Source organism: Flavobacterium zubiriense, from assembly GCF_041729725.1.
Taxonomy (GTDB): Bacteria; Bacteroidota; Bacteroidia; order Flavobacteriales; family Flavobacteriaceae; genus Flavobacterium; species Flavobacterium zubiriense.
This window is the reverse complement of sequence record NZ_JBCFQL010000005.1, coordinates 34,772-50,350: the sequence shown is the minus strand read 5'-3', so window position 1 is coordinate 50,350 and position 15,579 is coordinate 34,772. Positions and strand designations below refer to the sequence as shown.

Genomic DNA, 15,579 nt, shown 5'->3' with positions numbered 1-15,579 from the left:
ACTAATTATCATTTTTTTTATAAAATTCTATTTCTACAATACGCAGCTGCCCTTTGGCATTAGCCGCACTTTTATCTTTAAACAAATCCAATTCTTTTGTTGGATCAACCTCAACAATGGTATCAAAAGCGTCTTTTTCAGAATTGATTCCTATTAATTCTATTGTAATTTCTTTAGCCAATTGTGGTTTTAATGGAATCGTAATGTAACCTAAACTTTGTTCGGTATTACCTCGATACACTTCTTTCCCATCTGCTAATATACGAATTGGATAACTTTTTGTACGCCAACCTGTAAATTTCACCACCGTTTCATTGACTACCGCTGATTCTGCTAAAGTATAGGTGATTTTTCCAGTACTAACTTTTCCATCATTGGTCCACTCTGTCAATTCATTATCATCGTAACTTTTGTAAACATCATCAGCATTTGATCCAGCTGTAGCATGACTGATATAAACAGGTGTTCTTTTTATAGTATAAGAAGGCGTTTTTGGCGTTGGTCCTTTCTCTAAATAAGAAGGCATATTATCGCTAGGCAGTAGTTCCGCCAATCCATTTTTAGACAAAAAGGGTTTTGATTCCAATTTCACTTTAGCAGATTGCAATCCTTTAAATTTTGCCGAAACACTAATCTCACCTGCTTTCAACGTAGAACGAATCATAATTCTATTCACTCCATTTTCTACAGGCAATTTTTGAGACAAAATATAATTATCCGGACCTTGTGCAATTCCGCCTAACCAAGTGGCATTTCCGTTTAATGTAAATTCGATTAAGCTGTTGTCTACAACGCATCGATTGCCATTTTTATCTACTACTTCAACATCAATTAAAGCAATATCATTGGCATTTGCCAATAATCCTTCAGTACTTGTATATGGAGTTAATTGAATAGCAAATGGAGCTCCCGAAGTTGATTTTTCATCTTCGCTCAACACTTTTCCATTCGCATCATAACTCACTGCTTTTACCGCACCGGATTCCCAATGAATGTTTTCGAAAGTAAATAAAAACTGCTTGCTTTGTGTACCAAAACCTTTGGATTTTCCATTCACAAAAAGTTCTACTTTGTCTCCCGAAGAAACAACATAAATGTTTTTCGTTACTGCATCGGTATAATTCCAATGTCCAATAATATGGGTTCTGTATTTTTCAATATCTACCCAGCCGTCCCACATGACCTGATGTGCAAAAAAACCGTCTTTCGGAATTCGCATTGGATCCACTTCGCCACTTCTTCTGTAATTTTCAGCACCTCTAAAATGGGTATTACTATCCGAAAAAATAATATTTACACCACCAGAATTGACTCTTTTTCCAGTTCCAGGACGTTCAACATAATAATCATACCAACGCGTTATATTTTCAATGGCGTGCATATCCTGATTGTGATTGTACGGACTAGCATCGGCCACTTTACTTCCATTTACATTAGAATGATTGGTTCCGCCAGTTCCTTCTTTATGAAAAGGAGGCGAAAATTCGTCCCAGTATTTTCTCAAACCTTCGTCTCTGGAATATTCGGTTGCCCAAAAAGGTTTGCGGGCACTTTTGTTAATATATAACATTTCGCCACCGTACTCCGCTTCCTGACTATCGAGCATTTCACGAGAACCAATTGCTCTTCCGCCATGCGGATCATAAGTATCACGCAAGCATTTCATTTCGCGCATGTGAGCTTCACTAATTACTTCGTTTCCACTTTCGTAGAAAATAATACTTGGATTATTTCGGTTATAAATAATAGCATCACGCATTAAATTGACGCGTTGTGTCCATTGTACTCCTTTAACATCTTTTTCGGCGTCACCAGCGGGCATCGCTTGGATTAAACCTACTCTGTCGCAAGATTCTACGTCTTGTTTCCAAGGTGTAACATGCATCCAGCGCACTAAATTACCATTACTTTCTACCATCATTCGATTGCTAAAATCACTCATCCAGGCAGGAACTGACATCCCAACAGCTGGCCATTCGTTACTGGTACGTTGCGCATAGCCTTTCATTTGAATTACTCGATCATTTAAAACCACTTCACCATTGGCGAAAGCCGTTTTTCTAAAACCTGTTTTGGTGGCAACCTCATCTACAATTTTTCCATCTACTTTTAAAATGGTTTTTACAGTGTACAAATAACCGTAACCCCAACTCCAAAAATGTAAATTATCTAATTCTTTCGAAGCTTTAATAATTTTAGTTTCTCCCGAATTTAAAGTGGTTTCCTGACCTGAAAAATCAGCTACTTTTTTATTTTCCAAATCAAAAACCTGAACTTCATAAGAGAATGTTTTCGCGCCAGTATATTCATTTTTAACTTGAGTTTCGGCAGTTACACTCGCTGTTTTTTGAGCAATATTGATATTCGAAGCATAAACATACGTTCCAATTGTTTTTAGATTCGAATACAACGGAAGTGTTTGATATAATTTGTCAGTTACATGAAGGTAAACGTTCTTAGGAATTCCTCCATAATTAGCATTAAAATTATTATTGTTCCATTGAAAAGTAGATCCTGTTTCCTGCTCTTTGTATTTCCAATCGTTATCAATACGAAGTGTAATGGTATTTTCGGCTGGGTAGGATTTTAGCAAGCTTGAAATATCGTAACCAAAAGCCATTACTCCATTTTCATGAAGTCCTACTTTTTGTCCGTTGACATAAACAGTTCCGCCTTGGCGAATGCCTTCAAATTCGATAAAGACTTTTTTATCTACAATTCCTTCTGGTAATTTGAACTTTTTTCGATACCAAACAATACCAGTGGTAAGCTGCGTGATGTCTTTCTTAAAAGCTTCATTTTGATTGAATGCAAAAGGAAGCGTTACCGATTGCCAATTTTTATCATTAAAATTAGCTTCTTTTGCCTGAGCAAAATCACCTTGTTTTAATTTCCAGTCTGAATTGAAACTGTATTTCTTTCTATTAAATTCCTGCGCAGGAACTGCAAAACTGAAAGCCAACAATACAATGACAAAAAATAATTTCTTTAAATTAATATTCATATCTCCTCTTTTTACTTATTCTTATTTTTCAAAACAACCTAAATCTGGAGCGGAACCTTTAAATGGAAATCCGATATCGATTCCTGCATTTATTAGTTTACTTGATGCTGCTAATTTTAAAAAATCATTATTTGGCAGACTTCCATCTGCTTGTCGTGGCGCCATCAATAATTGCTCATCAATACTCAAAAAATCAGCAGCAGAAATGCTAATATCGCTTAAATCAAAATAATTATTTTTCAACACACAACGCAATTTATCAATATCGGTTAATTCGGCAACAGTAGCTGCAAAGCCTAAATTATTAGCCATTTCGTGATTCCATCCTGGTCCATCTGTCCCAAAATCAGTTGGATTCAAGGCTAAACAATTAAGCATATTATAATTTCTTTTGTTCAAATATGCAGTATTGTTGTACCAATAATTGCCTTCCAAATGGTGATTGGCATAAAATCCGCTATGTTTGTTTTTAACGGCTAAACAAAACCGAATGGTGTTTTTAGGTATTGGAGTGTATTTTTCAATCAGTTCATTGTAAGGGTTTTTCCCCTTTCCATATCCTCCAGCTTTAAATCCGTTTCCATCAGCACGACCTATAAAACCTGGCGAATATCCGTTGTAAAAAGCCCAACAATTTTCTATTAAAACAGCTTCGGCATTGTTAATTAGATCAAAACCATCATCACTATTGTACCAAGCACGACATCCTCTAAAAATATTATTCACGCTTCCTTTTTCAAGATGGCATCCAAAACCATCGCTATTTCCTCCTTTACCACCTTCGGAAATCGAGTCATAATTGTTGTAAGCATCGCAATTTAATATCAAATTATTCGATCCACTAAGCATGTAAACCCCAATAGCCATAGTATCATGCATACTTAATTGCTCGAGCGTATTGTTGCTTCCACGAACTTCAAAACATTCTGATTGGGTGTGTTTTTTAATTGTAACCTGAACGCCTACAACTTCAATTCCTTTAATATGAATATTATTCCCATTCACTAAAAAAGCAATGATACGCTTTCCAGCAGGCTTAATATTTTTATAATCAAAAACAGGAATTTCGTCTTTATACGCTAGATACGAAATTTCATTTTTATCTAATTTGGTTACATAAGCCCAAATCCCTTTTAACTGAGCAATTTGTTCTTCTCGCATCAAATAATTACCGCCTCTGATAAAAACGGTATCTCCTGAGCTGGCTAATTCCTGTGCTCTTTTTATGGTTTCAACAGGAGTTTTGATTGTTCCATTATTAGCATCATTTCCTGAAGGAGCAACATAGAATTCTTTTGCAAAAGAAAAGAAGCTATTTAAAAACAGTATGGTAATTAGGATTTTAGATTTCATGTTACACTAATTATTTTTGTGCGTGTTTGAATTTCAGCAATTGATTTTCATTAAAAAGGGAAGCTACTAAACTTCCCTTTTTATCTATTATAAACTATTTGGACTTACTTATAAAAGAAAGCAAAATAGCATTCTCTTTATTTCATTTTATAAATCTCAGATCCTGCTAACAAGAAACAACCCAAACCATAATCTTCAAAATCAGGGATTTTATCATAGCTTAATGGCATACCATCTTTTGGTTCTTTTCCTGTAGATTGTAAGTATCCTAAAAATCCATTTTTATGCAAACTTTCAGTTGTTAATGCATTCCAAGCTTTTTCAATAACTGGTAAATAGGTTTTTTTATCTAAAATTCCGCTGTTGATTCCGTATGCTATACCATAAACAAACAAAGCTGTTCCCGAAGCTTCTTTTTCTCCATAATTGTTTGGATCATGCAAACTTACATTCCAGAAACCATCGGGTCTTTGAATAGGTACTAATGCTTTTGCCATTGCTTTTAAATCTTTTACATATTGCGCTCTGTGCGGTGCATTTTCTGGAATAATTGTCAACACTTTTGCTAAAGCACCAATTACCCATCCGTTTCCACGGCTCCAGTAACAATCTTCTCCATTTGGTTCTTTGTAAGGAGGATCAAAATCGGCATCGCGCCACCATAATCCGTCTTTTGGATTATATAATCCTTTGTCACCATGTTTGTCTCTGGAGTACATGTACATGTCGTACATTTTCTCATAATAACGATTATCATTATCTAATACACCTAATTTTGCAAATACAGGCATTCCCATTTGGATAGCATCAATCCAAGACCAATCGTCTAATTGAGGTGTATTTAACAACATATTGATACATTGTCTTGTGTTTTTCAACTTTTTAGGATCGGGTTCGATATTGTACAAATCAATATAAGTTTGTGCTGCACAATAATCATCGGCATTGCGATTTGCATTTCCGTTTCTGAATCCCCAATTATGAAATTCTGACCAGGCGTAAGCATAGTCATAATAAGCTTGTTTAGGGTGAATTTCGTGTAAAGCCATTAAACCTTCATAGTAAACCCCACGTGTCCAAATATTACTTGGACGCTCTCTATTAGTCACAATAGTTTTACCTGTATCAGGCCATTTATCCATAAAATATTTATTGGCCAATTCCATTTGAGCCAAAACTGCTTTTTTATCAAAAGGTTGTTGGGCTACTGAAACAGAACTGTACAATAAAAAGGACGTAAAGATTAAAACTAGTTTCTTCATGTGTTTACTTTTTTGAATTAATAATGAATTTAAAGTTTATATTTTTGATAAAAATAATTAATTAGGTAAAAATAGTTTTAGACTCTCTATTTTGTGTCCTGTTGCATCCTGTTAAATTAAATTAACAATTAATTTTCGGCTGTAAAGTTGAAACTGGAACAAAAAATTCTATGAATAAATAAATTAAAAAAATAACGCTTTGGGATTGCTCAAAAATTTTGCCAAAAAAACGAAAAATTCTTTTTAATAAAACTTGCAGGACTGTCCACTTAGCGTAGAGTCATGTAAACTAGAACAGAGCTATAATTTGTTCGGAAAAAAAAACATAAATTATCCAAAACTATCCCGTTTTTATCAATTTACACAATTTAGGTTTAAAATCAGGCAAGTACAGGATGCCTTTTTGATATGAAATAACAATCTTTGGGGATAAAATTAATTATAATGAAACAATACCACATTATTTTAAGTTCCTTATTCTTTTTACTTTTTTCATGCAAAGAGACAGCTCAAGTTAGCAGTCTTTCAGCGAATTTTGCTCCCAAATGGATTAACAAAGTCGGTGCAAAAGAAAACAAATTCAAATCCAAAATTTATTATGCAAATGATTACGGAGCAATTAATGATGGTAAAACACTAACTACTCAAAACATTCAAAAAGCCATAGACGAATGCAGTAAAAATGGTGGTGGAACCCTTACTTTTAAACCCGGAAATTACTTAACGGGTTCGTTATTTATCAAAGAAGGCGTTCATTTTAATGTTCCAAAAGGAGTAACTATTTTAGGCAGCGAAAACATTGCCGATTATCTCGAAATTGATACTCGTGTGGCTGGAATCGAAATGAAATGGCCAGCTGCTTTAATTAATGTTTTAGATCAAAAAAATGTAACTCTGGATGGCGAAGGCACCATCGATGGTCAGGGAAAAGTGTATTGGGATTATTATTGGAATTTACGCAAAGAATACGAAGCTAAAGATTTGCGATGGATTGTAGATTATGACGCCAAACGTCCCAGAACTATCTTAATCACAAATTCTAAAAATGTATTTCTTAAAGATTTAAACATTCAAAGAGCGGGATTTTGGACCGTTCAGGTTTTGTATTCAGAATATGTAACCGTTGATGGCATCAAAATAAGAAACAACATTGGAGGACACGGACCAAGTACGGATGGAATAGATATTGATTCGTCAAAATGGATACTGGTTCAAAACTGCGATATTGATTGCAATGATGATAATTTCTGTTTAAAAGCAGGACGCGACTGGGACGGATTAAGAGTCAATCGCCCAACTGAATATGTTGTGGTTCGCGATTGTATTGCCCGTCAAGGTGCTGGGTTATTCACCTTAGGCAGCGAAACTTCCGGAAGCATTCGCCATGTCTATGTTTCCAATATTCAAGGATACGGCACTAAAAACGGATTGAACATAAAATCAGCTACTAATCGAGGTGGAACGGTAGAAGATATTTATATGGAAAATATAAAAATGGAAAGCGTAGGTACTTTTATCACTATTTCGATGAACTGGAATCCAGCTTACAGCTATTCCAAACTCCCCGCTGGTTATACCGAAGAAACTTTACCTCCACATTGGAAAAAAATGTTGACTAAGGTAGAACCCGAATCTAAAGGAATTCCTAGTTTTAGAAACATTCATTTAAAGAATATTGATATCAAAGGAGCTAAAAAAGCCATTTCGGTAGCGGGATTAGAAGAATCTATTGTCGAAAACATAACACTTAAAAATGTGCATATTACAGCCGAAACAGCTGGAAGCATTTCTTATAGTAACAATTGGATTTTAGACAATGTATTTATTAATGCTCTTGACCATTCGACGTTAAAAATTGAAAATGCTAAGAATGTAGATTTTTCAAAATCTGTAAATAAATAAAAAAACAAAGCCACGAATTCACTAATTTAATTATTGAGGTTTAGTATCAAAAAATTATTTATTATTTCACAAAATAAAATTTGAGAAATAAAAACGATAATAAACAACAAATAAAATTCGTGAATTCGTGGCAAAAAAAATAATTCTATAATGAAATTTAAAATTTCTATTTCCCTTATTTGTCTTTCTTTCGCTATACCTAATTTGACGGCTCAAAGTCAAAATTTATGGCATGGAGAAACACGAAAAATCCATTATGCACCCGAAGGCAAAAGTTTTATTTTAAAAAATGGTACTCGAAAATTCAATCGTGCTTTATACGGTAACAATACCGCTTTTAGGGTGGAAGCTGGAGATTTGCCAGAATTTGCTACCTACATACCAGGAATGGGTGGTAATTTGAAACTAGGAATAATTAACGGGAAAAACAGCAAATGGCTTACTGAAGCCGATAAAATAAATACAAAATACACTCCTGGAATTGTAGAATATCAAATCAATGATGCCTTACTTTCGAATGCCACTCTAACGATTCAAATTGTGGCTTTAGCGGACAGCGATGGTTTTATTCTAAAAGTTATTGGGAATACTATTCCAAAAAACGTATCACTTGTTTGGGCTTATGGTGGAGCTAGTGGTAAGAAATTTTCTAGAAACGGAGACATTGGTGGCGATCCAGAATCAGTGTTTTATTTGCATCCTGAATATTGTATCAACAATCAGTATCAAATTAATAAAAACAGTTTCACACTTTCTTATGGTTCTGAAGCCAATAAAAAAGAGAATAAAAACACTCAGCTAATTAATGCTATTTTTCCTGATTCGAAAACACATTTATCTAGTGCTAATTTCTTAAAAACACCTTTAGAAAATTACACTTCAAAAGTAGATTCGGTTCCAATGATCATTGGACAATTGAATCAATTTTCGAAAGAGGGAAATTATTGGTTATTTGAAAACACAGCCAAAATTGACAATACAACTCAAAAATCAATAGCCGAAAAATTCCAAAAAGCCCTCGCTCAAAGCGAAGTTTTGGCAAACCGAATTAAAGTCAATACGCCCGATCCTTACATCAATACTTTGGGCGGCGCATTAGCTATGGCTGCCGATGCGATTTGGGAAAACCCAGCTTATTTACATGGCGCTATTGCTTGGCGCATGCACTTAAATGCCTGGCGCGGGGCTTATGTTGCCGACCCATTAGGTTGGCACGACAGAGCTAAAACTCATTTTGAAAGTTATGGAAAATCGCAAGTTATTGAACCTGAAACGGGTCCAGTTGTTCCTGATACAGTTAGAAATTATGCGCGTCAGTTAGAAAAAATTGGCACTTCAATGTTTAGTAGCGGTTACATTAGCCGCAACCCAAACAGGAATGATATCGCACATCATTATGATATGAACCTGGTTTTTATTGACCAATTAATGCGTCATTTCAAATGGACTGGGGATGTGGATTTCCTAAAAAAAATGTGGCCTGTCATCAAAAGACATTTGGCTTGGGAAAAAAGAAATTATGATGTAGACGGCGATGGCATGTATGATGCGTATGCTGCTATCTGGGCGAGCGATGGATTAGGCTACAGCGGAGGCGGTGTAACGTATACTTCGGCATATAATTATTATGCCAATAAAATGGCTGCCGAATTAGCTCCAATTGTGGACGAAGATGGCTCTTCTTATGCAAAAGAAGCCGCACACATTCATCAAGCCATTCAACAAAATTTATGGAAAAACAACAACGGTACTTTTGCGGAATACAAAGACCTTTTGGGCAACCAACTGACTCATGATACGCCTGGAATTTGGACGGTTTACCATGCCTTAGATAGCGAAATTGCAAACCCATTTCAAGCGTACCAAGCTTTAAAATATGTTGATAATGAAATTCCTCATATTCCAGTTGCTGCCGAAGGTTTAGACAAAAACAATCTGGAATTAATTTCTACCACAAACTGGCAACCTTATACATGGTCTGTCAATAATGTGGCTCTTGCCGAAATTTTACACACGGCATTGGCCTATTGGCAAGGAGGACAGTCTGAAAAAGCATACCAACTTTGGGAAAGTGGTTTAATCGAAAGTATGTATCTCGGTGCTTCTCCTGGTGGATTTGAACAATTATTGTTTCAGGATGCCATTCGTGGCGAATTGTACCGCGATTTTGCTGATCCAGTTGGAATGGCAGGACGTACTTTAGTAGAAGGACTTTTCGGAATTCAACCTGATGCGCTTAAAAACACTTTAACAATTCAGCCAGGATTACCAAAATCCTGGGATCATGCTTCGCTTGAAGTTCCTGATGTAGCCTTTGCTTTCGAAAGAACAAAAAATACCGATGTTTACCAAATTACACCTCATTTTCCAACAAAAATGAACTTGCAATTAATAGTCAATGCTACTCATTCAACCATTAGCAAAGTGATTGTTAATGGTAAAGAAGTGCCATGGAAAATGATCGATGGAACTGTTGGAAGTCCAAAAATAAGCATCGAAAATCAGTATGCTGATTCTTATAAAATTGAAATTGTCTGGAGTAACGAAACCTTAGAACAACTGGCTTCAATTTCGTCCATTTGCGAAGGCGAAAACATTCGTATTGCAACAAAAAGCGCTACTATTTTAGAAATAAAAGATACTCAAAACACACTAAAAAAAGTGGTTGTCAATACTAATGAAATCAATGCGGTGGCGAATACTATTGGTAACAAATCATTTTTTGTTAAATTGAAACAGAAAGAGATGATTTGGTGGCAAGCCATTGATATCAATATCAAATCTAATCTTGAAATTGTTTCGAATGCGATAAAAGGAGAAAATGCAGTAGTTGTAATCAAAAACAATACTGAAAAAGTGATAAACGGATTCCTCATTTCGAATCAAAAAACAAATAAAATAAAATTTAGTTTACAAGCTAATTCAGAAAATAGCATCGAAATTCCGTTAGACCAATTGGTTTCGGGAACCAATCAATTGGAAATGAATTTTGAAGATGGAACTCAAACAAAATTAAATTTCACTAACTGGGATATTACAAGTAATCCTCAAACAAAATGGGAAGCTGTAAAACTAGACGGTGTTTTTAATGATAAAATCACGAATATTTTTGAAAACAAATACCTCAGCCCGAGAGTGCAATCGCCAAGTCTTCAAATCCCAACGCAGGGAATTGGAAACTGGTGTTATCCTTTTATAAAACCACTCATTGACGACTCTGGATTAAGAGCTAAAGCAGGAACGAATAATGAGATTATCAGTCCGCAAGGCATTCCGTTTGCTACTTCTTCTACTGCAGATAAAAACATTGCTTTTGTTTCACAATGGGATAATTTTCCTAATTCGCTTAGCATTCCCCTTTCGGGAACGGCATCTCAGGCCTATTTGATGATGGCAGGAACAACTAATCCAATGCAAAGTCGATTTACCAATGGTGAAATTATAGTGACTTACAGCGATGGAAGCAGCGAAAAATTAGAACTAAAAAATCCAGAAAACTGGTGGCCAATAGAGCAAGATTATTATACTGATGGTTATGCTTTTACAACGAATGCACAAAAACCGCCGAGAGTTTATCTAAAAACAGGAACCATTAGCAGAGACTTCAACCATTTTAAATCGATAAAAGGGTTTAGTGATTTTGGTATTGAAGGCGGAGCGGGAACAATTATTGACATACCACTTAACAAAAATAAATCGCTAAAAAATTTAGAAATCAAAGCCATTGCCAATGAAGTCATTATTGGTATTATGAGTTTAACTTTAAACAGAAATTAAGTATGAAAAAAGTATTCATCGCACTCTCCTTGTGTTTGTTACTAACTACAGCAAAAGCACAAGAAAAAATTGACCGAAAAGCATTGGTAACAAGGCACAATGTTGCTATCACAAAAATTGATACGCTGAATTCATTATCAGTTGGAAACGGAACTTTTGCCTTTACCGTTGATGCTACAGGGCTGCAAACTTTCCCGGATTATTATCAGGCGGGTGTTCCGTTAGGTACGCAATCGGAATGGGGATGGGATGCTGTTCCTAATACCGAAAATTATAAATTTGAAGAAACCTTAGTGAATTTCGAACAAAACGGAAGACAAGTTTCTTATGGTGTACAGCCAAAAACTCCTGAACGTGCAAAAAATGCCGTAGAATATTTTCGTGCCAATGCACACCGATTGCAACTGGGGAATTTAGGATTTGAATTATATAAAAAAGATGGAAGCTCAGGACAACCATCGGATATTAAAAACATCAAACAAACACTGAATGTTTGGACTGGAGAAATTGAAAGTAGCTTTACCTTTGAAGGAACTCCTGTAAAAGTATGGACCGCTTCTCATCAGGAAAAAGACGTTATTGGAGTGAAAGTAGCCTCTGATTTAATGAAAAAAGGGCAATTAAAAATTCGCCTACGTATTCCTTTCCCAACAATGAAATGGGGCGATAATGGAAATTTATGGAAAGCCGATTTTGCTTATACAAGCACCCTTTCGAACAATGGAAAAAACGAAGCTATTGTATCGCACAAGATGGATTCGATTACCTATAATATTGGTTTAAAATGGAAAGGAAATGCAGCTATTGCTCAAAAAGAAGCGCATTATTATATCCTTACTCCTTCTAAAAACAACCAATTTGAATTTAGCTGCGAATTTGCACCAGCTCACAAAGGAAAATTATCTATTCCTGATGTTGCAGCGGTACAAACCAGCAGTGTTTCGGGATGGGAAAAATTCTGGAAAAGTGGTGGAGCAATCGATTTTTCAGCATGTACGGATGCTCGTGCTTTTGAATTAGAACGAAGAGTGATTTTATCTCAATATTTGACTAAATTACAATGTACAGGAAACGAACCGCCACAGGAAACAGGGCTGACTTACAACAGCTGGTATGGAAAACCGCACTTAGAAATGCACTGGTGGCATGGCGTTCATTTTCCATTATGGGGAAGAGCGAGTTTGTTAGAAAAAAGTTTACCTTGGTATTCTAAAGTGTATGACAATGCTAAAAAAATTGCCGAAAGACAAGGTTTTGAAGGTATACGATGGCAAAAAATGACCGATCCGGATGGTAATGAAGCACCTTCTTCTATTGGAGCATTGTTACTTTGGCAACAGCCGCATTTTATTACTTATGCCGAATTAATGTATCGCGAATACAAAGACAAAGCGACTTTAGATTTATACAAAAAACGTGTTTTTGCTACCGCTGATTTTATGGCTTCTTTTGCTTACTACGATCAAGCTCAAAAAAGATACATTCTGGGTCCTGGAGTGATTCCTGCGCAAGAACGTTTCAAAGCGGTAGAAACTTTTAATCCAACCTACGAATTGGCTTATTGGAACTGGGCTTTAAACACGGCTTTAGAATGGAAAAAACGTTTAGGCGAGCCCGAAGTAGCTAAATGGAAGGATGTAGTTGCTCAATTATCTAAACTGCCTGTTCAGGACAATGTGTATTTAGCTACTGAAAGTGCTACAGATTCTTATACTAATCCAGAATACAAAACCGATCATCCCTCTGTTTTTGGAACTTACGGAATGTTGCCCCAAACTACTTTGTTAGACAAAAACATCATGAAGAATACCTTCGATTTGATTTGGAAAACTTGGTCTTGGGAAGATACCTGGGGTTGGGATTTCCCAATGACTGCTATGACTGCTGCTCGTTTACAAATGCCCGATAAAGCGGTTGATGCCTTATTTATGAAAGTACAAACGAACACTTATTTAGCTAACGGACACAATTATCAAGAAGATCGTTTGCCTATTTACTTACCAGGAAATGGAGGTTTACTTACTGCCGTAGCCATGATGTGCGCTGGTTGGGATGGCACTACCGAAAAAAATCCTGGTTTCCCTAAAGATGGTACATGGAATGTAAAATGGGAAGGTCTTGAAAAAATGTTTTAATAACTCTAATCCTGAGAATTAAAAACTCTCAGGATTTTTTCTCTTAAAGAATTGATTTGAATGGAAAATAAACTAAAAACATTTTAAACCTTACAGACAATTTCAAGTCCTAACAACGGATTTACAATCAACCAATTTAACCACCAAAAATGAAAAAATACCTGATCGCATTATTAGCTTTTCAGCTGTCGAGCACTTTACTATTCAGTCAAAGACAAATGGAATCGCTAGACAGAGGACTAATTGCCATAAAAGAAAATGGCCGTTTTTATGTAGGCTGGAGAGTTTTAGGAACGGATGCCGATAATTTAGCTTTTAACCTGTATCGAAAAAGCGGAAACAATACTCCCATTCGCGTAAACGACAAACCTATTACTGGAGCAACCAATCTAATTGATGAAAAAGCTAATCCAACTAAAGACAATACCTGGTTTGTAAAAACAGTTGTAGACGGTTTCGAAAAAGATGCCAAAGGAAGTTTCAGCATTCCAGCTAATAGTCCAGATAAAAACTATTTATCCATTCCGCTAAAAGGAATAGAAGGTTATACACCAAATGACCTTTCGGTAGGTGATTTAGACGGAGACGGACGCTATGATTTAGTGGTTCACATGGCAGGAATAGGCAAAGACAATTCTTTTAAAGGAATAAGCGACACGCCTATTTTTCAAGCCTACACTTTAGACGGGAAGTTTTTATGGGAAATTAATTTAGGTAAAAATATTCGCGAAGGCGCTCATTATACTCAATTCATGGTTTATGATTTAGACGGAGACGGCATAGCCGAATTGGTTTGTAAAACTGCCGATGGAACTACGGATAGTGCCAACAATGTGGTAGGAGATGCTACAAAAGACTGGAGAGATTTGAATCCCAAATCAGCTACTTATGGGAAAATTTTACAAGGCCCTGAATACCTGACTGTTTTTGATGGAAAAACGGGAAAAATTGTCAATACGGTTCCTTATATTCCTGAAAGAGGCGACATTGGAAAATGGGGAGGAAAAGGCGGAAACGGAAAAAATGATAGAACTGGAAACAGAGTCGATCGTTTTACGGCTTGTATTGCCTATTTGGATGGAATACACCCAAGTGTGGTGATGTGCCGAGGGTATTATGGCCGAATTGTTATGGCAGCTTGGGATTTTAAAGACAAACAATTAACTTCAAAATGGGTTTTTGATTCTAAAGATGGTAGTAATCCATTCTCCGGAATGGGAAATCACGGACTCTCCGTTGCCGATGTAGACAATGATGGGAAAGACGAAATTATTTTTGGTTCCATGGTTGTAGACGACGATGGCAAAGGATTATACACCACTGGTTTTAGACACGGCGATGCATTGCATGTTAGCGATTTAGATCCTGAAATTCCCGGTCAGGAAGTTTTTGGCGTACACGAAATTGAAGAAGGCACAAAAGGTCCTGGAGTAGCTTTGTTTTCGGCTGCCGATGGAAAAGTATTGTTTACGGCTATGGATGATGAAGACGTAGGAAGAGGTGTAGCCGCTAACATTGATTCAACCAGAGTGGGTGCCCAAATGTGGTGGTCGGGTTCTAATGGTTTATACGACATCAAAGGAAATAAAATTGGCGAAGGTCCAAAATCAACTAATTTTTTAATTTATTGGGATGGTGATGCTTCAAGGGAAATTCTGAACTCGAATTATATTGACAAATACGGTAAAGGTAGAATTTTCACTGCCGAAGGTGCACGATCTAACAACGGTTCTAAGTCCACACCCGGACTTTCTGCTGATATTTTAGGCGATTGGAGAGAAGAATTGATTTTGAGAAGTGAAGACAACAGCGAATTGCGTATTTATTCCACTACAATTCCAACAACCATTAGACAATACACTCTAATGCACGATTCACAATACCGTTTGGCCATTGCCTGGCAAAATGTAGGTTATAATCAACCGCCACATACTAGTTTTTATATGGGAACTGGAATGAAACCTGCTCCAAAACCTAATATCAAATTGGTTCCTTGAAACGTTTATCTTAGATTTATTTTTTAAAAGCACGGCTTAGGTTGTGCTTTTTTATTTGTAATAAAAATATTATTCTTATTTTTGTTAGAGAAGTGCTTTTCAATAGCGACAATTGATCCAAAATTATTAGATTGTCGCTACTTTATAGC

Annotated in this window: 7 protein-coding genes; 4 read left to right on the top strand and 3 right to left on the bottom strand. The window is 36.1% G+C overall.

Annotated features, from left to right (window positions below):
- Position 1: 1 nt before the first annotated feature.
- The 3 genes from AAGV28_RS05610 to AAGV28_RS05600 all read right to left on the bottom strand — a co-directional run bounded on the left by AAGV28_RS05610 (position 2) and on the right by AAGV28_RS05600 (position 5,619).
- Positions 2-3,004, bottom strand: a complete 3,003-nt coding sequence (locus AAGV28_RS05610; protein WP_373405846.1) for a glycoside hydrolase family 2 protein — start codon at positions 3,002-3,004, stop codon at positions 2-4.
- 21 nt (positions 3,005-3,025) lie between these two features.
- On the bottom strand, positions 3,026-4,357 hold the full coding sequence (locus tag AAGV28_RS05605; RefSeq protein ID WP_373405845.1) for a right-handed parallel beta-helix repeat-containing protein: 1,332 nt from the start codon (positions 4,355-4,357) through the stop codon (positions 3,026-3,028).
- 137 nt (positions 4,358-4,494) lie between these two features.
- Positions 4,495-5,619 (bottom strand): glycoside hydrolase family 88/105 protein, encoded by a 1,125-nt coding sequence (locus AAGV28_RS05600; RefSeq protein ID WP_373405844.1) that lies wholly within the window; start codon positions 5,617-5,619, stop codon positions 4,495-4,497.
- A 444-nt stretch (positions 5,620-6,063) separates the two neighbouring features.
- On the opposite strand from AAGV28_RS05600, the gene AAGV28_RS05595 reads away from it, so the two are divergent.
- The 4 genes from AAGV28_RS05595 to AAGV28_RS05580 all read left to right on the top strand — a co-directional run bounded on the left by AAGV28_RS05595 (position 6,064) and on the right by AAGV28_RS05580 (position 15,430).
- Positions 6,064-7,521 (top strand): glycoside hydrolase family 28 protein, encoded by a 1,458-nt coding sequence (locus tag AAGV28_RS05595; RefSeq protein WP_373405843.1) that lies wholly within the window; start codon positions 6,064-6,066, stop codon positions 7,519-7,521.
- A gap of 150 nt (positions 7,522-7,671) precedes the next feature.
- A complete protein-coding gene (locus AAGV28_RS05590) occupies positions 7,672-11,298 on the top strand; it encodes a DUF4450 domain-containing protein (protein ID WP_373405842.1) in 3,627 nt (1,208 codons plus the stop codon).
- A 2-nt stretch (positions 11,299-11,300) separates the two neighbouring features.
- On the top strand, positions 11,301-13,433 hold the full coding sequence (locus tag AAGV28_RS05585; protein ID WP_373405841.1) for a hypothetical protein: 2,133 nt from the start codon (positions 11,301-11,303) through the stop codon (positions 13,431-13,433).
- 149 nt (positions 13,434-13,582) lie between these two features.
- Positions 13,583-15,430, top strand: coding sequence for a rhamnogalacturonan lyase (locus AAGV28_RS05580; RefSeq protein ID WP_373405840.1), 1,848 nt, complete (start codon positions 13,583-13,585; stop codon positions 15,428-15,430).
- Positions 15,431-15,579 lie beyond the last annotated feature (149 nt).